Source organism: Acinetobacter sp. YH12155 (assembly GCF_013418255.1).
Lineage (GTDB): Bacteria > Pseudomonadota > Gammaproteobacteria > Pseudomonadales > Moraxellaceae > Acinetobacter > Acinetobacter indicus.
In genome coordinates, this window is sequence record NZ_VPCK01000021.1 from 13,864 (window position 1) to 36,585 (window position 22,722).

Sequence of the window (22,722 nt, forward strand, 5' to 3'; positions counted from 1 at the left end):
TCTTATACCACAGACTATAATCATTAAACCCAAGCTTAAATAAGTTATTATAAATTCAATTCATAGAACCATACTTTCGAAATTAGCGAGAAAAAAATGAATCAAACTGTTGAATATGAAATTACTTTTAATAATTTTTTATTTTATACAAATCAGATAAAAAATGCCTTGGATATTTATAACAATAAAACATCTAACTTATTTTTATTAAGAGACCCAATTTACAGTTTCTTCAGTGGACAGGAACTAACCAAAGAGCATTTTGATAAATATAACCCAACTCTTTTATCAGAAGGACACCTTTTCTATTTCCTAACACATGAAAATTTTGTACATTTTATAAGAAAAAATCAGGAACCTTTCTATAAATGGTTACGTGCTTGTTACTATTATTGGACAACTTATGATCCTATGTGCAAATTAGGGTCTTTAATTTTCCCATTAATTCAACATTTTCTTAAGCCTTCTAGAACTATTACCTTTCTTTATCAATTACACACATTACAATCCGTGATTCATTATCTAATTCAGTATGAAGATCCACTTCTAGATGTAGCTCATATGATTCTTATTAAATACTTTCCCAGTGAGGAAGAGTCTGAAAATAAATTAGAATGGGAACTACCTATTTTACTTACACAGGATCTTATTTTATCTCAAAAACCAAATACTAAAGAAAATAATGACATACGAATAAAAAATATTCAGAGCATTAAAACTATATACGACGAAGAATCTGAAAATTTCACTCATGAAGGAAAAATTCAAATTTTACTCAAATTATTCTTCCATGAACAATACTACGAATACTCTTATCAGGAGCTAACCAAAATTTTAACTGAAGAGGATATAATTAATACAATTAAATCAGGAAATACAGAGTTTCTTAAAAATATTTTCGCAACAATTTTTAAAAAAGGAGATTATCCTAAATGTTTAACATTATTAAATTTAATTAATCAAAATGAAAATCTAGCTTCATTTAGTAGCCAGCATGGAATCTTGATTCCAAATTATCAAAAATTTTCTTTATTGACAAATAATGAACAGCTTAATTATTTTTCTTTAGATCAATACCCTAAGTACCAAAAAATTATAGATATAGAAAATCAAGCTTTAACTTTATCTACCATTTTAAAAGACAGTCCTTTAAATGTACTATATCAAAATAAAGGAAAACCATATGGTTTTCCTAATAACGAATTTGATTTCTCTAAATTTTTAGATTCGACTATTGATTGTTACTCTCTTAATTCAGATATTTACGAGCAGCTCAACTATTTAACGATAGTACCTTCTCATAGTCATCCACTTCAAGCTTCTCTCAACCATCTCGGCAAGTTAGCCCCAATCATAAATTATTCTTTAAAGGAAATGAAGGATTTCCATCACAGTAAGAAATTTGCATTTTTGTTAAGTGAGAACTCTTTAATGCCAGATTTTGAAAAAAACTTTATTAAAAATTATTTTAAGGAAGACATACTCATCATTGAAAACCCATCAGAATCCAAAATAAAAGAAATTCTTAATGATATTAGCTTTACACATATATATATATCTGCACATGGAAACTATGAACACTCATCAAGACAAATAGATAGCTTAGAATTCAACCAAGGAAATATAATACCTGTCTCAGTTTTTGACAATCTTGATAATGCGAGCGAATATCAGCGCATTATTATCCTAAATGCATGTTCAGGGGCACATCAAGGAATTAATTTAAACTTTTTCCATAAGGGTATCGCATCAAATTTATTAAAAAATCAGTTCGTAGTTTTTTCAAATTTATGGCCAATTTCTTCCGAATATGCAGTAATTCTAGGAATTCTTTTAATATTTAATTTACACAATAATGATGATTTACGAGAAGTTTATCATAGTACTTTAAATACATTAAAACTAGATAACGCAGTTATTTTTGAAACTTTAAAAGCTTTACACCCTGCTTTTGAAGGTATTGTAAAAGATATATCTGATACAGATAAATCTTTTATAAAATTAAATGATTTTAGAAATTTAGGTGCATTTTGTCTATATAACTAAAAAGATAAGGGCCGATTTCTCGGCCCTTATTTCTAACTCAATTTAATTTATTTTTCAATAAATTAGGTTAATTGAGCAGCAGCAATTTTCTTCGTATCTACATTTTCAGCAGCATCTGTGTATTCAGACATTTGATCAAAGTTCAAGTACTTGTAAATGTCAGCAGACATGCTGTCGATTTGAGAAGCGTATTGTTGATACTCTTCTGGAGTTGGTAATTTACCAAGAACCGCAGCAACAGATGCAAGCTCAGCAGAAGCCAAGTATACATTCGCGCCTTGACCTAAACGGTTCGGGAAGTTACGTGTAGAGGTAGACACTACAGTCGTGTTCGGAGCAACACGTGCTTGGTTACCCATACATAATGAACAACCTGGCATTTCAGTACGCGCGCCAGCTTTACCATAAATGTTGAAGAAACCTTCTTCCATTAACTGGTGTTCGTCCATACGCGTTGGAGGAGCCAACCATAGACGAGTAGATAAAGAACCACCAGGAACTTTGTCTAGAAGTTTACCAGCTGCACGGAAGTGACCGATGTTCGTCATACAAGAACCGATGAATACTTCATCAATCTTGTCGCCTTGAACGTCAGAAAGCAGTTTCGCATCATCTGGATCGTTCGGGCAGCACAGGATAGGTTCGTTGATGTCGGCAAGGTCAATTTCATACACTTTAGTGTATTCAGCGTCAGCATCAGCTTTCAGCAGTGATGGGTTTGCTAACCATTTTTCCATGTTCTCAACACGGCGCGCCATAGTACGAGCATCGCCATAACCTTGTGAAATCATCCACTTCAGCATGGTGATGTTAGAACGTAGGTATTCAGCAACTTTCTCTTCAGAAAGCGTGATCGCACAGCCTGCAGCAGAACGTTCAGCAGAAGCATCAGACAATTCGAATGCTTGCTCAACAGTTAAGTCTGTTTCCATTTCTGTTAAGTCGATCTCTAAGATACGACCAGAGAAGATGTTTTTCTTACCTTTCTTCTCTACAGTCAGGTCACCTTCTTTAATTGCGTAGTAAGGAATCGCGTGTACCAGGTCACGTAGAGTGATACCAGGCTGCATTTTACCTTTGAACTTCACAAGTACAGATTCAGGCATATCCAGTGGCATAACACCAGTCGCAGCAGCGAACGCTACCAGACCAGAACCTGCCGGGAATGAAATACCAATTGGGAAACGAGTATGCGAGTCACCACCAGTACCAACTGTATCTGGAAGAAGCATACGGTTTAACCAAGAGTGGATAATACCGTCGCCTGGACGTAAAGATACACCACCACGGTTCATGATGAAGTCAGGTAGTGTGTGTTGCATTTGCACGTCAACTGGTTTTGGATACGCAGCTGTGTGACAGAAAGATTGCATTACCAGGTCAGCAGAGAAGCCCAAGCACGCCAGGTCTTTTAACTCGTCACGAGTCATAGGACCAGTTGTATCTTGAGAACCAACAGTGGTCATCTTAGGTTCGCAGTAAGTACCAGGGCGAACGCCTTGACCTTCTGGAAGACCACATGCACGACCAACCATCTTCTGCGCTAAAGTGAAGCCTTTGCCAGAGTCAGCAGGTTGTACTGGAGTACGGAATAAAGAAGATGGCTCAAGACCTAAAGCTTCACGTGCTTTACCAGTTAAACCACGACCAATGATCAGGTTAATACGGCCACCGGCACGTACTTCATCTAGAAGCACTGGAGTTTTCAGTTCAGATTCAGCAATTTGTTCGCCGTTTTTGAACGCAGTTACTTTTGCAGCAGCGTGATCGATTTTCAGAGTGATTTCATCACCCATGTTCATGTTAGAAACATCGATCTCAACTGGTAATGCACCCGCATCTTCCATGGTGTTGAAGAAAATCGGAGCAATTTTACCGCCTAAGCAGTAACCGCCGTCTTTTTTGTTTGGAATGTGTGGAAGTTCGTCACCGAAGAACCAAAGCACAGAGTTCGTTGCAGATTTACGAGAAGAACCTGTACCAACAACGTCACCAACGTAAGCAACCTGGTTGCCTTTCGCGATCAGTTCTTTAATTTGGTTTAATGGACCAACTTCACCAGGAACTTCTGGGTTGATACCATCACGAACGTTTTTCAGCATTGCATTTGCGTGCAATGGAATGTCTGGACGGCTCCACGCGTCTTGTGCAGGTGACAAGTCGTCAGTATTCGTTTCGCCTGTTACTTTGAAAACAGTCAGTTTGATTTCTTCTGGAACGTCTGGACGGCTAGTGAACCATTCAGCTTCAGCCCATGATTGAAGTACTGCTTTCGCATTGTCATTACCCGCTTTTGCTTTTTCAGCAACGTCGTGGAATGCATCAAATACAAGCAGGGTTTTCTTCAGAGCGTCAGCCGCTAAACCACCAAGTTCAGCATTTTCCAGAAGTTCAACTAAAGGCGCTACGTTATAACCACCAAGCATAGTACCTAGTAAGTAAACCGCACGTTCTTTAGAAACTAATGGAGAAGTCGCTTCGCCTTTTGCAACAGCAGACAGGAAAGCAGCTTTTACATAAGCAGCTTGGTCTACACCCGCTGGAACACGGTTTTCAAGCAAATCAACCAAGAAAGCTTCTTCACCAGCTGGCGGGTTTTTTAATAATTCAACTAATGCAGCGGTTTGAGCATCATCAAGTGGCTTCGGTGGGACTCCGAGTGCGGCACGTTCTTCAACGTGTTGGCGGTAAGCTTCTAGCACGGTGTTATTCCTCTTTTTTAAAAAATTACCTGTGAATTCCAGCTTGTTCAAAGCTTCACAAGTAATATGGACTGCAAAATTTTACTAAAATTCCAGTTAAAAGTTAATGCAAGGAAGGTGTTTCTTTGTGATGCTCATTATTTTATAACTAAATGATGTTCATATTGTTTATACAATAATCAAGCGGAGCACGTTTAGACCCGTCATTGCTGCTTTTAATCCACTTTAACCGAATTCTAAATAGAAAAAAGGCAACACTATGCTGCCTTTTCCGGGTTCCAATTACTATTCAACCTTAGTGTACCGTTGTACTGTTTAAATATTGCTGCAGATGTTCGCGACTGCCCTCAAATTTGACCTGAATTTGATCTTCATGCAGGGTACTATGCCCGGCACTGGCAAAGGAGATATTGACCTGATAACGCTTGCTGTCAGCATCAATAAGTTGTTGAAAATAGACTTTATCTCCAATACTGAGCACATAGTTGCTATTGCCAATAATGGTCACGCCCTGTTCATCTTCCAAGAGCAAATCTGCATGATGCAGATAACCAATCACGTCCATGATGCGCTCCTTTATTCTGGCTATTGTTAAATCCATTATTCATTAAAAAGATAAGCTTTTCTATATTGGTGCTAAAGAAAAGTGTCACAATATATATTTATATTGCTTAGGCTATTTAGGAGTAAGTAGAGGAAGGAAAAGTAAGTTCAATATCCGCTTAAAATATAGATCATCGCAGTGAATTTTGATTATTGTTATTCATGTGCAGAAATATTAAGCACAAAAAAATGCCAGATTACAAATATGTCATCTGGCATTTTGGGTTCATGACTTAAAAACGTCGATAATCCGGCATTTCGTCATACGGCGTAGCCAGACATTTTTCTGTATATTGCGTTTTAATTTTCTCACGCGCGGCATCTACATCGCCCTTCACTTCCTGTTCAGGCATGGCATAGACCGTTTCAATAATCTCAAAAATAAATTTACGTGTGGTTTCATCTTCCACTTTGTCCGCATGAGCCAGTGCCTGATCTTTTTCAATGGCATTTTGACGATCCAGCATGATGGTTCGTGCTGCATTGCCAACACTGGTACAGTAACCTTTCCATTGCTCTTCCGGGGTTAAGGGCTTTTTCTCTGCACAGCCAGCCAATGCAATTACGGCAGCCAAAGCGAATAGTTTGTTCATGCATACTCTCCTATTTCCGCTATGATAATCAAAGTTATCGTGAATGAGAAATCGGCCAGAAAAAATGCGCCCGGGTTGAGCGCATTTTATAGTCCAGATTAGACGGCTTAGAAACGCCAGTTATAGAAAATATCCACGGCACGTTCCAGCGACTGGCTGGCTTCCAGATACAAACGTTTGTTCATCTGATAACGCAAAGTCAGCTTGTTCACCGGGGTAAACACGCCCACGCCATAACGGATAAACAGATCCGGAGTGATATAACCGGTCAGGCTGACCTGGGTATCATCCCCCGTACCCTGTGCATCTAAAGCCAACCCACTTAAACCAAAGGTACGCCCAATCTGGTTGGTCAGGGCTCGCGTGCCGCCTAAACCAAGACTGATACCTGCCGCCGCAATGGTATTGTTGACATCGGAACGGAAACTGTCGGTCTGGCTTAAACCGCTGGCACCTTCGTTAATCCGGCCGGTAATCAGGGCATTTAGTGCTTCCTGCTCGGACAAGCCGGCATCGTTATAGACCTGAATATTCGGACCAGAAGCCGTTCCGGTCACCCGCACCCCGACTACGCTGCCCTGTACGCTCTTGTTGGCATCAATATCTAGACTCGGGTTGGCTAATGGTCCATTAAAACGGGCGATGGCACGGTTTAAATCCAGACTTTGGCCATAGGCTTCAATCTTGACGCGCTGGCTAACCCCAATTGCACCATTGGCGCGCATGGCGGTTTCCAGACCACGCTGACTCAGATACAGACGGCCCACCAGTGGAATACGGCTGTCAAAGCCCTGGAAGATGACCTGATCGCCCAGATTCAGTTCCAGATCGGCACGAATATCCCAAGGACGCGCAGAGCGTAATACCGCCAGCTGGTCTTGCCCTTCATGCACCACACGCACATCCGAAGACAGATTCACCACCGGATCGGAAGCCTCAGGCATGGAAATTAACGCACGCGGCACATCGACCTTGCCATTTAAGCTTAAACGTTTCTGGGTCGGGAAAACCTCCATGGATAAATCCGGCGTCACAATGGCAGTAATTAGCGGCGCCTGACGCACCAGCAGATTATCCCCTTTTAAGTTCAGCTGAATTTTCGGTACGCCTTTCCAGTCAACATGACCGGTTAAATGTCCCACGCCCTGACCACTGTTAAATGCTCCATTAATTGTGGCCGAATCCTGTCGAATCGAGGAATACAGCTGCACATTGGTCAGGTTCACCGGCAGGGAAATCATGCTGATGGCACCATCTTTCAGACGCATTTCACCGGTCAGTAATGGCTGGGTTAACGTACCACCGACCTTACCGGCAAAGGACAATACCCCGGCCATAGAACGCACATCGGCAATAAACGGCTTAAAGACTTTTAACTGCACTTCATTAAAGGCAATTTCACCGCGCATCGGCTTACGCTCGGTATATGGATCAATAATAACATTGGCATAACCGGCACCAATTTCCGGGGTTTTCACATCCAGTCGAATTTGCAGACCTTCGGCAATACTTTTAGCCACCACAGCCACCTGATCATAGCTTAAGGTCGAGCCCAGCTCTTGCGGGTCATCACCTGCCAGACCAATGACCCCATTACGGGTTACCAGACGTGCATCAATTTTTGGACGTTGGCCTTGTGCCCAGGAGGCTTTGGCATGTCCATTGACTTTACCGGTAATCGCCAGACCTTCCGGCATAAAGGCGGCAAAATCGTTCAGGTCGACATTGCGGGTTACAAAGGACAGATTGCCTCGGTTTTTATTGACCCGAATTGGCTGGTCAAAACACAACTGGCTTTGCTGGCTCATCCAGCAATGCGCACCCACAAACAGATCGCTGGTTTTGGTCTGGAAGATGACCGAGGCATTCTGACGCTGCACCAGACGGGTTCTTAAGGAGTCAAAATCACCTTTCTGGATTTGACCCAGCCAGTTATTTTCAGCATTAAAGCCGCCGGCCAGCTGCACATAGAAGCTACTTAAACGGTTTTCCGCTTTCACTTTCAGCAGATGCGCCTGGCGGGTACCGGCCAGTGAAATCTCGCCTTTTTGAATTTCACGGTTGCCGCTACGTAAATTTTCCAGACTGGCCGTAAGCAAGGTTGGGGTATTTTCCGAGGTCGGCAATTCACCGCGTAAACGCATTTTACGCACGCTAAACAGGTTATTTAAACCAAAATCATCGACCACCAGATTGGCGGTGGCCTGCAAACGTGGTTGCGACTGCACATTTAAATAGCCATAAGCACGGCCACGCAAACCGGCATACAGTTCATACAGTGCTGGTGCATTCAGTTTGATTCTCAGGTTTTGTGCATTACCAGTAGCCTGAATCTGGTTCTTGGCATAGGCCAGATATAAATTATTGGCCTCAAACTGCTGCGGCAGGAAACCTTGCTGATTGGCATCCATCAACAGGGCCAGATTACCGGTACCACGTACCGGTTTATTGTTGATCATGCCGGCCAGATTGAGCTTTTCAATATTGATGCGTTTAAGCTGATCTGACCAAACCCCTTGGGTACGTACATTGCCCGACAGCTCGCCGCGCACACTCGAGACAAAATAATGCGGTTTAAAGCGGATTAAAGAGGCGTTCAGGTTCCAGCCAATGCTATTTTTCAGGTTCAGCATACCATTGGCCAGAATCTGCCCGGCCACACCGTCATGACGCAGGTCTGAAATCTTGATCAGCTCCGGTGTACCGGACAGTTTCAGCTTTAAACTGCCCTGACTGGCTTGCAGCAGACTGCTGTTGAGTGCGCCATCATAATTGACCGCAAAGCTCTTGAAGCCGCCACCCGCACGCTCATCATGAAACAGCAAGGCCACGGTACTGTTCCCGGTCAGATGCACCGTTTCATCCTGCTCGGCCAGACGACCGCGTAAATCAATATTGTTTAAATGAATAATCTGCTGGTTTGGACGGGCAAAACCATTGGCCTGCAAACGGCCATTCAGCAGATTGACCGGAGCAGCATCAGCAATGATTTTCGGATTAAAATTGTCCGCGTTTAAGGTAGCATTCCATTTGAGCTGGCGTTTGTCGGTTGGCAGTTCAATCAGCGCACGGCCCGTCAAGGTGCTGGCGCCGGCGTTATAGCTAAAGCTTGGTACATCCAGATTATTGTTCTTCAGATTCAGCTCAGCCTTATACATGCCCGCTGGTAAAGCACCCTGCTCATGCTGCGCCACCTGGGTTGCGACAAAAATCTTTTGCTGGCCTTCGACCAGGGCCATCTGCACATCACCCGATTCACTGGATAACCAGCCAATATAAGGCATCGCGCGGTCAATATTGTTCCAGCGCACATCCAGTACCATGGGGTTTGGCTGGCGGTTTTTCGGCGCATTCTGATCCAGTTTCAGGTTCCAGGTTTCATAGCGGTCGAAATCGACCTGCGCCGTCAGATGAGTTCCATTTTCTAAATGGCCTTTAGAGGCAATTTGAGCATCCAGACTTGGCGGCAGAAAATCCTGCACCACTTGCGGAATGAGTGGGTCTTTCGGATTAATCTTGTCCAGGCGACCGGTAATATCCCAGCTGACGCGCTCGTTCCAGCCGACCACACCAGCCACATTCACGGCGCCCTGCATCAGCTGGCCATTTAAGTTGCTGATGTTCAGCTGATTGACCAGATCGGTATGCATGAGCGCGGTATATTGTCCTTTTGGAATATCTTTACCTGTCAGATCGGTAGCGACATCTAAATCCAGACGCTTGATATCACCCTTAAACTTGGCTGTGCCGTCTTCTGTATACAGCTCCCAGTCTTGTAACAGCGGCCAATGGTATTGATTGAACTGCAGCTCGCCAAACATCGGCACATTTTTACGCATTGGATGCAGCACCACCCAACCGGTGAGCAAATCGGGCGTATAGGTCGCCACCCCGGCCTGAACGGTATCTAAAGACCCTTTGGCGACGACTTTAATATCATGAATATTCAGGCTGTTGTTTAACGAAGGTAAATTCACATCACCAATGGCATTCAGCGGATATTTGCCATAAAAATCCATATCGCCGCTGGCATTTTTGACCGACAGATAATCCATACGCATACTGGAATCTTCAAATTCCAGTTTGGTGCCCGACCACAGCGCATCGTTCAGGATCACATCATAAAAATTGACTTTGCTGCCACCTGAAGTCTGAATCAGCAAACGGTCCAGATCGGCATGATCAAGCCGGAGTACAAAAGGCAGACGGATTTCATTAAACTTGAATGGTCCATCACTTGGCGGTCCTTTGGTGGTAATTTGCAGATTACGCACATCGGCATGGGTAAAATGGATTTCCTTATTCAGCACGGCGCGCCAGCCCAGCATGACATCAGCGCGGTCAATTTTGACATCGACTGATTTTAGCGTAACCAGAATATTGCGCAGGATAATACCGCGTAATAAGTTTCCGCCTTCATATTCATACTGAATGATCTGCTGACGTTCCAGCACCCGGTCGAGCAGGAATTTACTGCCACGGTCGGTCGAGAACATGATTGCCAAAGCCGATACCAGCAACACCACCATAAACAGCAGTGACAACAAGGCACTTCTGACTATTCTGCGCTTTTTGGGTACAGGCGCGGGTGTATTTGGTTGCTGTTCAACTTCAGCCATAGTTCTCTCTAAATCTTAATTTTATAATTGCGAGCCAATAAAGAAATGCAGACGAATTGGATGATTCTCATCCGAAATGCCCGAAGCAACATCGACCCGAATTGGGCCAATCGGTGATGCCCAGCGTACCCCTAAACCGACACTGTATTCGGTCGGATTGCTAAAATCGGCATCATAGGCATTACCAAAATCGCTAAAAATTGCGGCGCGCCAGCCTTCCCTGAATTGATAGTTATATTCCAGCGAGCCCACCCCAAGTGCTTGTCCACCAATTTTAAAGCCATCAATTTGCGGAGACAGGCTCTTAAAGTCAAAACCGCGAATGGTCTGATCCCCACCAGCAAAGTAACGCAGATTATAAGGCACTTTGCTAAAATCTTCGGTCACGATATAACCCAAATCGGCACGACCGACAAACTGATGATCGTTATTTTCACCCAGAGAATAAATAAAACGCCAGCCGGCATTCAAAATTGCCATATCAGCATCGGACAACAGACTTTCACTGCCAAGTTCAACTTTATAAATCTGCTTGAAACCACGGGTCGGATTGACACGCGGGCTGCTGTCGGTGCGCGACAGTTCATAACCGAACAGTAAAGACTGCTGTTCGGTGGAACCATTACCAATAAAGGCGTCAGGAATCCTGTCAATATCGACCACACCGTTCTGGGTTAAACGGTCCAGACGGTAACGCAGACCATAAGCATGTTGCCAGCTGCCACGCGGGTTTTTAATAATCCGGTCGGCGCCGGCCACTGCCGATTCAATTAACAGGTCATTGCCGGCAGAAACATCGCTACGCTCTTCACGCTCATAACCGGCCACCAAAGTAATATAGTCATTCAGTGGATGATTATAGGGAATGCTATAGCGGCCATCTAAAGACTGGCGGATTTCAGATAGTTCCAGGTTGGCATCGAAGGAATGACCACGACGGTTAACAATGGCCCGGCGATACTGGCCACGTACACGCATTCCGGTATCTGTGCCATAACCGGCACCGACTTCTGCACTGTTCAGCTTGTCGGCGTTCAAAGTCACAATCACCGGAATTTTCTTTTCCAGACGTGCCTGTTCTTTTAGCCGCTCTTCTTCTGATTGCTGGGTTTCCTGTTCGACCCGCAGCTGACGGATGTTTTCATTCTGCTCGGCTTCCTGAGTGCCGGCAAACTGGTCTTCATCCACCACTGACTGGGTCACTTCTTCAGTCGAGCTTAAATCTTTCTGGTCCTGAACCGGCTGGAAGTCTTCAGCGGAAAGTTTGCGCTGATCAACCAGGGCCTGAATATCCGGTGGCAACTCTGTTGGGCGTTCCAGCGGATCGGGACGCATGGTATCGACCAACGTATAGTTAAAATAACGTGAGTTGGTCAGGTTATTGGCCAGACCGTTGACCCGCCAGAAAGTATAATCGGCGCCATCTTCCCACGGCACCATGCTTTCCAGAATATCCATATCCAGAGGAAATTCTTTGCTCGGATCGCTCATCCGGAACTGGGCCGGCCCCAACGTATAACGCTCGCCGGTTTCATAGCGCAGATTAATATCGGCAGTATTTTGCGGCTGCGCCACTTTCACGTCATGCAGGCGCCAATAGCCATCAAAGAAACCGTTATTGGAGGCAGCATCATTAATCCGGGTTTTGGTCTCTTCATACAGACCGTGGTGAAACACATCGCCCACATCCTGATCGGGCAGGACGCGAATTACCTGGAACTGTGCCAGATTCTCACCTGGGCCGCTAAATTCAATATTCTGCTCCTGCACACGCACCGGTGTATTTGGTGTGACCAGAACCCGCACCCGGCTGTCATTCAGCTTTTCAAACTTGAATTCGGCATGATAAAAGCCGACGGCCTGTGCCGCCTGATTAGATAAAGAACGCAGCTGTGGTAAAGCCGAGGGAAAATCGGCAAAAGATTCCTGGGTAAAACTGGACAGTTTGCCGCGCACATTGGCACGCAGATTTTCCAGTGCCGTGGCATAGGCCTCTGCGGAAACTTCACCACTATTTTCGGCGCCGGTAATCACCACATCGGCACTAATCCGGGGCACCCGTGCAGTATTTAACTCACGCGGTGGACGTACCTTATACAGCAAGCGCCGGAAAAAGCCCGGTTTATCGGCATCGGCCACTTCTGTATTCAGGCCCAACTCCGTCAGGGTTCTGCCGGAGGTATTGGCTTCCACCACAATCTGGCTATCAGCGCGGATACTGTCCATGAGCTGGTCGACATTGACCGGAGACTGGTTAATTTCAGCCAGTTCCTGCTGGGTGGCATCATTAATTAGTACTTCAGTATTCTGCTCGGCGCGATACTGGCGTGCTTCCTGTTTGGCCTGTTCAGCGATCTGGAAAATTTCTGCGGCCATATTGGCATCGACCGGCATTACCGGTAAATCATCCAGATTTTCCAGTTCAATTGGCTGAAACGCGGCTATCGGTTCACTGCTATTTTGCTGCTGTTGCAACATCTCCAGACTGTCCGGCTCAGTGCTGGACGCCTGAAAATTTTCAATTTTTTCTAATTCTTCAGGGGTATCTTTACCCTGGCTAAGCGCCAGATCGCGAATTTCCTGTTTCATGTCGGCCGATGCGACCGGATCGCTCGCAGGTTCTGTCACTGCGGGAGGATTTTGACTAAAGCCCTGCTGTGCGACTAAACTTAAAAAGATGCTCAGACAAAGTTGTCTGGAATGCCTCCACTGAATTATGGCATGCAGACTGTTAGACAGCGCAGACTTTTTAAAAGTTCGGTTCACAAGCATAGAAAACTCTAAATTTAATCTTTTTAATGGAAAAATCCGCAATGAAATGTTCGCTAACAGACTCTAATTTATTGGATTTTTTCAACAGTGAAAACACTGCAAAATATCATACATGATTTTCGGGCAATTATATCAATTGGTCACATTTCTTAATAAAACTAATGAAGTCCACTTCTTATGGAAAAAAATGAAAATTTGCTAGCCACACGACGCTTCTTGCCCATGTTCTGTACCCAGTTTCTGGGCGCGCTGAATGACAACGTGTTTAAGCAGGCTTTGCTGCTGGTGATTACCTATGGCTGGATCAGTCAGCAATCTGGCAGTATCAGCACCCTGAATAATCTGGCAGCACTGCTGTTCATTTTGCCCTATTTTATTTTCTCGGCCACAGCCGGACAAATTGCCGATAAATATGAACGCTCGCAGCTGGTGCGTTATTTAAAACTGCTGGAAATTGCGGTGATGTTACTGGCCACCGTCGGCTTCCTGATTGGCAACTTATGGCTGCTGATGTTTGCCCTGTTTTTAATGGGCACCCAGTCGACCTTTTTTGGTCCCATCAAATATGCGATTTTGCCAGAAATCCTGAAACCGAATGAGTTGATGTCGGGAAATGCGCTGTTCCAGTCCGGCACCTCAATTGCCATTCTGGTCGGGATGATTCTAGGCGGCGCGGTGATTTCCCTCTCCGCTGGTAATTTACTCTGGATCAGCCTGACCGTGCTGGCTATTGCCATGGTCGGTTATCTTGCCAGCCGTTTTATTTTAAAACAGCCGATTGCTGCACCGCAGTTACAGGTGGACTGGAACTTTTTCCGTACCAGTATTCAAACCTTAAAATATGCCAAAAACCTGCCGCTGATTTTTCTGATTTTACTCGGTAATTCCTGGTACTGGTTTTATGGCGCGACGTATCTGACCCAAATTCCGCAGCTGACCCAGCAAAATCTGCATGCTTCTGAAAATGTGGTCAGCTTATTGCTAACTTTCTTCTCGGTCGGGATTGGTGTCGGTTCATTACTCTGTCGTAAAATTGGCGGCACCGAGGTAAATATCAAGATGGTGCCGATTGGTGCAGTCGGTTTAACCGTATTTGCATTTTATCTGGCCGCCGCCCTGGCCTTTGTACCACCACAAACTGGCGAACTGCTGGGCTTAAGTGAAGTCTTTCAGCAAGGCTGGAGTTATTATCATGTGATACTGGCCGTGACCTTGCTCGGTATTAGTGGCGGTTTTTATATTGTGCCCCTATATGCCATGATGCAGGCCTATTCACCGCGCTCGCATCGTGCCCGGGTGGTGGCAGCCAATAACATTTTAAATGCGATTTTTATGGTTTCTTCGGCCATCTTCTCGATTATTATTTTAAGCGTGCTGCAAATTGACCTTAAAATTCTGTTTTGCATTACTGCTGTTTTAAGCGCCATATTCACCATCTGGCTCTTGTTTAAACTCAAGTCTATGCTTGATACTGCAGCAGACTCTCTGGAGGATTAAATTCATGCGTCATTACACCGGTCTCGACAAGTTTATTCATTCATTTGATCAGGCCTTACGCAGCCTGGTTCCGGGCGTCACTTCGGCTCAGCGCGATAATCCTGGGCAAAATGCTCCAACTCAATTAGCAGTGAGTGAAGCGCGTCATGTGGCGGGATTAATGCGGGTCAATCATAGCGGTGAAGTCTGTGCGCAGGCGCTGTATCATGGTCAGGCACTGACAGCGAAACTCCCCAATGTACGCCGCGAAATGGAACAGGCCGCCATTGAAGAACAGGATCATTTGGCCTGGTGTGAAGACCGTTTAAAAGAACTGGATAGCCATACCAGCCTGCTCAATCCGGTCTGGTACGGACTATCTTTTGGCATGGGCGCTATTGCCGGAATTGCCGGGGACAAATACAGTTTAGGTTTTGTCGCTGAAACTGAGCGTCAGGTCAGCCTGCATTTAGAAGATCATATTCGTCAATTGCCAGCACATGATGAACGCTCGCGCAAAATTCTGGAACAAATGAACGAGGATGAGCTGCATCATCGTGATACGGCGCTAAATGCAGGCGGGGTTGATCTCCCTGCGCCTGTACGTATTGCTATGACCGGTATTTCAAAACTGATGACCAAGACTAGTTATTATATTTAAAGGACTTGAGTTAAAAGCCCACATTATTGTGGGCTTTCTTATAAAGAAACTCACCACGACAAAATCTGTCGCAATAAATTCAATCTTGCTCTCCAAGCTAATGATAAACCGTTAATTTTCATATAGATTTATGATCTAAGAAATACACGGTACTTTATAATGACTTCATATAATTCACTGTTCAAACTCATTCCAAATTTAGAAAACTTTCAAAATCTTGATGATGCATCTGTATGGCAACTGACTAAAGATTTTAGTCTGGCAATGCGCGAACATATGATCTCTGATTATCATAGAAGTATCTTCGAAGTTGATGATTTTAGTATCAGCCTGATTAAAACCTTTAATATTGATGAGATACTCGCGTATCTAACCTATACCATCCGTATGGACAGATTTATGGATGGTTTACTTGATGATCATCTGAAACAAAACTATGTCTTTACGGCAATTAAACAACTGCAAAAACTGACCGAAACTACAGAAAAATTTGATCTTAGCGATTACGTCATTCGCCAGCTTGGTAAAACCAAAAATAAACGTTACGAAGCATATGTCATCAGCCGTATTATCCATTTATTAGATGACTTCAGCTTAAAATTTGTCACACAGCAATATGTAAGACGTACGGATACTCAAATTGCCCTAACCGATCTATATTTCCCTCAATTAGGCATTCATGTTGAAGTCGATGAAGGTCATCATTTTATTACGAGAAAGAATTTAAACTATAGCTCACATGTATCTGATCAACCTTTGTATCATCTTCAACACTCCGAAAATGATGCAATACGTGAGCAGGATATTATCAATGTAACAGGCCACCTCATTTTACGAATTAATGTATTTAAAGGTACAGATAATCAATCAATTACTTTAGATAATATTCACGCTCAGATTGATGATGTCGTTGAAAAAATTAAAGCTCAAAAGAAGAAAATGCTGATTGAAGGCACCTTTAAACCATGGGAACCTGAAAAGGAGTTTTTACCACAAACTTATATCAATTTAGGCTATATCAGTTTGGCTGACAATGTGGTTTTTAAAAACCAAGTTGATGCCTGTAATTGTTTTGGATATACCTATAAAGGCTGGCAACGTGGTGGGGTTAATCATCCTCATGAACCAGATACTTTAATTTGGTTTCCTCGCTTATACCCTAATGATAAATGGATAAACTCTATTTCTTCAGATGGTTTGTGTATTACAGAAAAATCTACGGATGAAAAGATTACTCAGCTTAAAATAAATGAATGGAAAAATGGCAAGCAAAAACGCATTGTCTTCGCACGGGTCAAGGATAATTTAAATAGCCGGGCAATGTACCGATTTATGGGAGTGTTCAAACTCAAATCTGCCGATTTATCAACAGGCGCAATTTGGGAAAAAATTTCAGATAGCACACCCACGTACCCGCCAATCCAACTTATGTAAAATAAAAAAGCCCGGTATAAAAACCGGGCTTGCTGATGCGTCATGTCATCTTCACGCTGAACATTGAATTACAGGAAATGGATGGGGCTGATGAGCAAATGCCGCATTGTGCCACAGCTCGAACATCGGGATTTTTACATCCAGCGCCAGCGGTAATTTCTTTGGATTAAATTGCATTTGCTCCAGGCTTGTCCCCCAAGCAATTAAATCCACATCTAAACTGATTTGATGTGAAGGTCGTACCCGCCCGGAATCTGCTTCTAACTGTTTTAGCAAGGCCAGAATCTGCTCGACACTGTGTTCACTCTTGAGCAGACAAGCGGCATTCCAGTAATCCGCACCAATCCCATCCCGGCACGGAATCAGATAAATCGAGGAACACTGTAAACGCCCCAAACGCGACAGCGCAGCAAATGCCTGTTGAAAATGCTGTTCAGGATGAGAATTACTCGCCAGTGCTAGGGCGAAAATCGTTTCGGTGGCGCTCAAGACGAATTCCTACAGATTGGGCTTGCGGGATAATGGCAGGCTTGCGGATGCTAATCATAATCGATTCAACTGTAGGATAGTGAGCAAAAAGTGCATCCAGCACCAGCTTTGCTGCATGTTCAATCAATTTTGGCTGAGCGGCCTGAATCACTTGCGCAGAAATTTCGCAAATTTCGGCATAGTTCAGGGTATCTTCCAGTTCATCAGAACAGGCAGCCTGCTCCAGACTGCACTGAATGCTTAAGTCCAGCAGCAAAGGCTGGATAATCTGACGCTCCCAGTTAAAACAGCCCACCACTGTTTCGACCTTTAAGCCTTCAATAATAATTGCGTCCATCGGATTACTCGGGCGTGTATAACGTGAATCATCACCTGCTTGCTACATCAGCATCACGTGTGTTGCTTTGCGATGTAGCAGCAACAGCTTGTTATATAAAAGCTGGGCGATGTCTATAAATTAATGTTTGAGCAGCAGATTTGGGTCCATACTTTGTACCATCTGCAAGCGCTGGTCGGCATAAATGTCGGTATACGGCGCCAGGATACGCATGAAACGGTCAAAGTACAGCATTTGCTTGAACAGCAGCGCGAAATCACGCGGGAAACGGATGCCATGACGTTCACCAACCGCCACCATATCCATCATGATGTCATTTAAATCGGCCGGATTTGAACTGAGGATTTCCTGTGGATCGGCCAGCAGTACACCACTAAACAGACGTTCCAAATCTTGCGCCAGCACTTGGGTGTTAATCTGGGTATCGGTCATGCCCATTTTCAGCATGTTTTCCGCCATCAGCGTGTAGTCGGTATTCTGCAAGGCATCCATAAAGGCGATACAGGCCGTCCAGACTTCAGGCTTCAGCTGCCCGACAATACCAAAATCAATAAAACCAACGCGGCCATCTTCCAGCAGCATCAGGTTGCCGGCATGCAGGTCGGCATGGAAACTGTTACACATCATCAGGCTGCCAAACCAGGTATTCATGGCGGTAATTAACACCTGCGACGGGTCTTTGGCATACTGTTTTACCACTTCAAAATCGGTTAAAGGCACCCCGAAAAGACGCTGCATGGTCAACACCCGGCGAGTGGAATACTGATGATAAACCTTCGGCGCTGTTGCAGCCTGATTCTGGGTCAGGTTCAGATAATTGACAAAATCATCCAGGTTTTTGGCTTCTTCAATAAAGTCGACTTCGCGCACCATACGGACTTTAATTTCTTCGACAATATCGGCCAGAGAGGCGAATTTTACTTTTGGTACGGCTTTTTCCAGCAGCTTGGTGGCCCAGTGCAGCACATTCAGGTCAGTATATAAAATGGTTTCCACACCCGGTTTCTGGACTTTAATCACCACATCTTCGCCCGAGACCAGCTTGGCAGCATGCACTTGGGCAATAGAAGCCGAAGCCAGCGGGGTTTCATCAATCGAGGCAAAAATTTCGCCTAAATCACGCCCGGCGAATTCTGAAGCCAGCACCTGCTGTACATAGCTAAACGGCAATGATGGAGTTTGATCTAAACAGCCCTGAAACTCTTCCACATACTCACGTGGAAACAAAGATGGCGTGCTGGCAATAAACTGTCCCAGCTTGATATAGGTTGAACCGAGCGATTCAAAGGTTTCACGCATCAGTTTGGCATTGCTGGGTTTTTCAGTCGCATATTTCAGGCCGGCTTTGGCCGCCACGACCGCCGTTTCGCCCATACGCGCCACGGAACGAAGGCCATCTAACCAGATATTGTTTTTCATAATGTCTTCGATGAAATTAAATTTGAGTCAGTGTAGCAAAAAATTGATGTCAGATAGATTTATCTTGCCTGACAGCATGGGCAATTTCGGTCTTTTTCAAACGCCAGCAGGCGCTGTTTTAAACTCAGCCCATCCCAGAGCAGCAGCTTCTGTTTTAACGCAGCAATTCCCAGACCTAAATAGATCAAGGTATGATGCGCCTGTAAACTGGCCATCACATTCGGAGTCGTGGCCAGCACACCGGAATCGGCGCAGCGCAGGCTTTCATTGGCCTGATCTTCTTTTGGAAACAGGCATTCATAGCAGGCCGAATCACCTTCTACCATAAACAACTGGCCCTGAAAACCAATGGCCGAGGCACTAATCAGCGCCACCTGATGCTGCACACAAACACGATTGACCAGATAACGGGTACTGAAATTATCACAGCCATCTAAAACCAGATCCTGCTGGGCAATCAGTTCGGCGGCATTGCTGTCATCCAGTTTGGCTGTGATGGCATGTACCTGAATATGCGGATTAATCTTTTGCAGACGCTTGGCCAGAATGTCGGCCTTATAGAAGCCTAAATCTTCTGCGCTATAGGCAATTTGACGTTGCAGGTTACTGACTTCAATCGTATCTGCATCAATAAGGGTGATTTTTCCGACCCCGGCGCGCGCCAACAGTTCAGCACTGCTACAGCCGATACCGCCACAGCCGACAATCAGCACATTGGCCAGTTTTAATTTTTCCTGCGCTTCGATATCCCAGCCATCCAGCAAAATCTGGCGACTATATAAATGCATTTCTGCATCGCTCAGTTCCTGCCAGTTATCCTCAAGTGTCACCATTTATCTTCCTGTTTTTTGCTGGCTATAGTGTAATTCGATTGATTTTTTTTAACAGCCTTACCCGCTGTTTTTTCGGTGTTCGCCGCCCTTCGTTTTATGTATAACCTCTTGGTCTGGATGATATGTAAACAACTGTCTTGCCTGATGCGCTTTTGTTGAGCGCAGATATTGTTTTACCCTGAATCTGTATGAGTTAGGTGAGAGCGCTACGCGAAGCACAAAAATCGTTTTACTCTGCTTGTGAATGAGTTCTTTTGCGTAAAAGCGCATTTACTGACATCAGGAGCAGAGCACATGAACGATCAACATAACCGCGACAAATTATGGGAACTGATTAAAGATGTACGCTTCACCATGATCAGTCACCACACCGAAACCCAAGAAATTCATGCACAGCCAATGACCATGCTCAATTCTGAAAAGCTGCATGAACGTCAGAATTTGTATTTTATTTTGCGTGACAGCAATGATCTGGTTACAGCAGTGACCAGCGGCCGTAACCAGATTGGTCTGGCGTTTTCCAAACCCTCAGACGGGATTTATGTGTCGATGAGTGCACATGCGCAAATCAGTACAGATCGTGCCCTGATTGATCAGCTCTGGAATCCATGGGCGGAAAACTGGTTTAACGGCAAGGATGATCCTTCGGTGCGTGTTCTGGTGGCAGAAGCGATTAGTGCCGAATACTGGAATGTCACCGACAATAAAGTCACCCAGTTATTTAAAGTACTGAAAGGCAATCTGACCGGTAAAACTGGTGAACCCAATTCTGAACACCAGAAAATGGATTTATAACAGCCACATATACACCTTGAAATAGCCATAAAAAAAGTCACGCTTTGACCTGTATTTTGCAGATTCTTGCGTGACTTTTTATAGATAAAAATAAAACTGATAAAAATCAATATCAAGAAACCAAATGTAATGACATACAAATTACATAAATTAAATAATTTTAATTGTCTTCTATCTCCTCTTAACTGACTTTTTCCAACAGTATCTGTTTATCAATTTCCTGCTGCTTAAGGATATTGCGTTGAATCTTGCCGCTGGAGGTTTTGGGTAAAGCCTCGACAAATTCAATCTCTTTCGGATAAGCATGTTTGGATAAACGTGAACGCACATAATGCTGTAGTTTTTGTTCCAGTGCCGGACTTGCAGCAAATTGTGCTTTTAGCACCACAAAGGCTTTAACGATTTCAGTACGCGCCGGGTCCGGTTTACCGACAACCGCTGATTCCAGCACTTCCTCACATTCCAGCAAGGTGCTTTCGACATCAAACGGTCCGACCCGATAACCTGAAGTTGTAATGACATCGTCTGCACGCCCAATAAAATCAATTCCGCCCAGCTCATTTAAACGCACCGTATCACCGGTTAAATAGTACTGGCCCACAAAGGATTTACGGTTATGTCCGGCATAGCCTTTAAACCACATTAATGGAGATTGTGATTCATCCAGCGCCAGCGTGCCAATTTCACCCGCGGCAACTTCCTGATGCTGTGCATTTAATACCGCAAAACGATGTCCCGGAATGGCATAACCGGCCGAGCCCACTTTTTTGTGATGTTCCAGCGCATGATGATTGGCAATCACCATGCCCAGTTCAGTTTGTCCGTACTGATCGTAAACATTGACCTCGAGATCCTGTTTAAACCAGTGAATAACTTCTGGGGTTAGTGGCTCACCGGCACTGCTGACCACGCGCAAGGTTTTAGGTACACCGGCAAATTTTTCTTTAAAGCCAAAGAACATACGAAAGGCTGTTGGCGAACCGGCCAAATTGCTGACCTGATATTTTTGAATGACTTCCAGTGCATGATCGACACTAAATGGTCGTTCATCCATGATAATACTATGCCCCAGACTGAGCGGCCCGGTAATGCCATAATACAGCCCATAAGCCCAGCCCGGATCGGCCAGATTCCAGAACGAATCTTCAGCACGTAAATCGACCGCATACTGCATATAACCTTTAAAGGCCAGCAAGGCTTTTAAAGGCACCGGCACCGATTTTGCCAGACCCGTGGTACCGGAAGTAAACATCATCAGGAAGTCATCTTCAAAGCTGCGCAGTACCGGCTCAAAACTGGCAGAATGCAGATTCAGCTGCTGCCAGAAATCGGCATCACCTGTTCCAGCCGCTTCAGCACCGACGGTTAATATACCAATCTGCTGCAATGAACTGAGTTTGGCGCGTTGCTCGGTATGGGTCACAATAAACCGGGTATTGGCAGCCTCCAGCCGGTGTTCAATCGCTTTCGATTCAAAGGCTGTAAATAGCGGCTGATAGACCGCGCCCATCCGCCAGGTGGCCAATACGGTAATCAGCAATTCCGGAGTTCTTGGCAGCAGACCGGCAATACAGTCGCCTGCTTTTAAACCCATGGCCTGAAAATAATTGGCCAGCTTGCCTGAAGCCTCAGCCAGCTGATCAAAACTCCAACGAGCTGATTCACCCTGCTTACCTTCCCAGATCAAAGCGGTGTGCTGCTGTCCAGAATATCGGCCACAGCATTCGGTATAGGCATTCAGTGCCTGTGCCGTTCCCTGTAACTGGGTAGCAATCAGTTGTTCCAAATTAAAATCTTGATAGGCGTCTTGCAACGTTTTCATGGGGGCAACCTCTTATCCTTCGGGGCGATTGATCTGCAAAAACATCCGTATTGCAGAACGTGTTCCTTGTTGTTTTCATGCCATCGGGCTGATGGTCTGCAGTCCATCCGACTGCAGGGTT

The 22,722-nt window shown here is 44.7% G+C and carries 15 protein-coding genes; 5 read left to right on the forward strand and 10 right to left on the reverse strand.

What is annotated here, in order from left to right:
- Positions 1-96: 96 nt before the first annotated feature.
- Positions 97-2,046, forward strand: coding sequence for a hypothetical protein (locus FTU86_RS11775; protein WP_104484058.1), 1,950 nt, complete (start codon positions 97-99; stop codon positions 2,044-2,046).
- Between the two features lie 62 nt (positions 2,047-2,108).
- Here FTU86_RS11775 and FTU86_RS11780 read toward each other — a convergent pair whose 3' ends face one another.
- The 5 genes from FTU86_RS11780 to FTU86_RS11800 all read right to left on the reverse strand — a co-directional run bounded on the left by FTU86_RS11780 (position 2,109) and on the right by FTU86_RS11800 (position 13,335).
- Positions 2,109-4,748 (reverse strand): bifunctional aconitate hydratase 2/2-methylisocitrate dehydratase, encoded by a 2,640-nt coding sequence (locus FTU86_RS11780; RefSeq protein WP_005178661.1) that lies wholly within the window; start codon positions 4,746-4,748, stop codon positions 2,109-2,111.
- Between the two features lie 295 nt (positions 4,749-5,043).
- Complete coding sequence (locus FTU86_RS11785) at positions 5,044-5,313, reverse strand: hypothetical protein (RefSeq protein WP_075166864.1); 270 nt, start codon at positions 5,311-5,313, stop codon at positions 5,044-5,046.
- A 271-nt stretch (positions 5,314-5,584) separates the two neighbouring features.
- Positions 5,585-5,944, reverse strand: coding sequence for a hypothetical protein (locus tag FTU86_RS11790; RefSeq protein WP_016659081.1), 360 nt, complete (start codon positions 5,942-5,944; stop codon positions 5,585-5,587).
- 107 nt (positions 5,945-6,051) lie between these two features.
- Complete coding sequence (locus tag FTU86_RS11795) at positions 6,052-10,563, reverse strand: translocation/assembly module TamB domain-containing protein (protein WP_180036877.1); 4,512 nt, start codon at positions 10,561-10,563, stop codon at positions 6,052-6,054.
- A gap of 21 nt (positions 10,564-10,584) precedes the next feature.
- Positions 10,585-13,335 (reverse strand): autotransporter assembly complex family protein, encoded by a 2,751-nt coding sequence (locus tag FTU86_RS11800; RefSeq protein ID WP_180036876.1) that lies wholly within the window; start codon positions 13,333-13,335, stop codon positions 10,585-10,587.
- Between the two features lie 177 nt (positions 13,336-13,512).
- On the opposite strand from FTU86_RS11800, the gene FTU86_RS11805 reads away from it, so the two are divergent.
- The 3 genes from FTU86_RS11805 to FTU86_RS11815 all read left to right on the forward strand — a co-directional run bounded on the left by FTU86_RS11805 (position 13,513) and on the right by FTU86_RS11815 (position 16,906).
- Complete coding sequence (locus FTU86_RS11805) at positions 13,513-14,832, forward strand: MFS transporter (RefSeq protein ID WP_180036875.1); 1,320 nt, start codon at positions 13,513-13,515, stop codon at positions 14,830-14,832.
- Between the two features lie 4 nt (positions 14,833-14,836).
- Positions 14,837-15,472, forward strand: a complete 636-nt coding sequence (gene coq7 / locus FTU86_RS11810) for a 2-polyprenyl-3-methyl-6-methoxy-1,4-benzoquinone monooxygenase (protein WP_075166868.1) — start codon at positions 14,837-14,839, stop codon at positions 15,470-15,472.
- A gap of 468 nt (positions 15,473-15,940) precedes the next feature.
- A complete protein-coding gene (locus FTU86_RS11815; RefSeq protein WP_306669339.1) occupies positions 15,941-16,906 on the forward strand; it encodes an AbaSI family restriction endonuclease in 966 nt (321 codons plus the stop codon).
- 51 nt (positions 16,907-16,957) lie between these two features.
- On the opposite strand, the gene FTU86_RS11820 is transcribed toward FTU86_RS11815, so the two are convergent.
- From FTU86_RS11820 to FTU86_RS11835, 4 genes are all read right to left on the reverse strand, one after another.
- A complete protein-coding gene (locus FTU86_RS11820) occupies positions 16,958-17,395 on the reverse strand; it encodes a 2-amino-4-hydroxy-6-hydroxymethyldihydropteridine diphosphokinase (protein WP_180036874.1) in 438 nt (145 codons plus the stop codon).
- Positions 17,352-17,732 carry a dihydroneopterin aldolase gene (gene folB, locus FTU86_RS11825; protein ID WP_016659086.1) on the reverse strand — a complete coding sequence of 127 codons (381 nt, stop codon included), beginning with the start codon at positions 17,730-17,732 and terminating at the stop codon, positions 17,352-17,354. The genes FTU86_RS11820 and folB overlap by 44 nt, the downstream gene beginning before the upstream one ends.
- 120 nt (positions 17,733-17,852) lie before the next feature.
- Positions 17,853-19,151 (reverse strand): AarF/ABC1/UbiB kinase family protein, encoded by a 1,299-nt coding sequence (locus FTU86_RS11830; protein ID WP_016659087.1) that lies wholly within the window; start codon positions 19,149-19,151, stop codon positions 17,853-17,855.
- 59 nt (positions 19,152-19,210) lie between these two features.
- Positions 19,211-19,984 carry a HesA/MoeB/ThiF family protein gene (locus FTU86_RS11835; protein WP_180036873.1) on the reverse strand — a complete coding sequence of 258 codons (774 nt, stop codon included), beginning with the start codon at positions 19,982-19,984 and terminating at the stop codon, positions 19,211-19,213.
- A 294-nt stretch (positions 19,985-20,278) separates the two neighbouring features.
- Here FTU86_RS11835 and FTU86_RS11840 point away from each other — a divergent pair, with 294 nt between their 5' ends.
- A complete protein-coding gene (locus tag FTU86_RS11840) occupies positions 20,279-20,779 on the forward strand; it encodes a pyridoxamine 5'-phosphate oxidase family protein (protein ID WP_005178694.1) in 501 nt (166 codons plus the stop codon).
- Positions 20,780-20,960: 181 nt separating this feature from the next.
- On the opposite strand, the gene FTU86_RS11845 is transcribed toward FTU86_RS11840, so the two are convergent.
- Entirely contained in the window at positions 20,961-22,601 is a 1,641-nt protein-coding gene (locus FTU86_RS11845) for an AMP-binding protein (RefSeq protein WP_180036871.1), read from the reverse strand.
- Positions 22,602-22,722: the final 121 nt, after the last annotated feature.

Excerpts from the sequence above, each read along its gene's own strand:
- FTU86_RS11775 (WP_104484058.1), top strand. The coding sequence starts at position 97 with ATGAATCAAACTGTTGAATATGAAATTACTTTTAATAATTTTTTATTT.
- FTU86_RS11785 (WP_075166864.1), bottom strand. The coding sequence starts at position 5,313 with ATGGACGTGATTGGTTATCTGCATCATGCAGATTTGCTCTTGGAAGAT.
- FTU86_RS11790 (WP_016659081.1), bottom strand. The coding sequence starts at position 5,944 with ATGAACAAACTATTCGCTTTGGCTGCCGTAATTGCATTGGCTGGCTGT.
- FTU86_RS11795 (WP_180036877.1), bottom strand. The coding sequence starts at position 10,563 with ATGGCTGAAGTTGAACAGCAACCAAATACACCCGCGCCTGTACCCAAA.
- FTU86_RS11800 (WP_180036876.1), bottom strand. The coding sequence starts at position 13,335 with ATGCTTGTGAACCGAACTTTTAAAAAGTCTGCGCTGTCTAACAGTCTG.
- FTU86_RS11805 (WP_180036875.1), top strand. The coding sequence starts at position 13,513 with ATGGAAAAAAATGAAAATTTGCTAGCCACACGACGCTTCTTGCCCATG.
- coq7 (WP_075166868.1), top strand. The coding sequence starts at position 14,837 with ATGCGTCATTACACCGGTCTCGACAAGTTTATTCATTCATTTGATCAG.
- folB (WP_016659086.1), bottom strand. The coding sequence starts at position 17,732 with ATGGACGCAATTATTATTGAAGGCTTAAAGGTCGAAACAGTGGTGGGC.
- FTU86_RS11830 (WP_016659087.1), bottom strand. The coding sequence starts at position 19,151 with ATGAAAAACAATATCTGGTTAGATGGCCTTCGTTCCGTGGCGCGTATG.
- FTU86_RS11835 (WP_180036873.1), bottom strand. The coding sequence starts at position 19,984 with ATGGTGACACTTGAGGATAACTGGCAGGAACTGAGCGATGCAGAAATG.
- FTU86_RS11840 (WP_005178694.1), top strand. The coding sequence starts at position 20,279 with ATGAACGATCAACATAACCGCGACAAATTATGGGAACTGATTAAAGAT.
- FTU86_RS11845 (WP_180036871.1), bottom strand. The coding sequence starts at position 22,601 with ATGAAAACGTTGCAAGACGCCTATCAAGATTTTAATTTGGAACAACTG.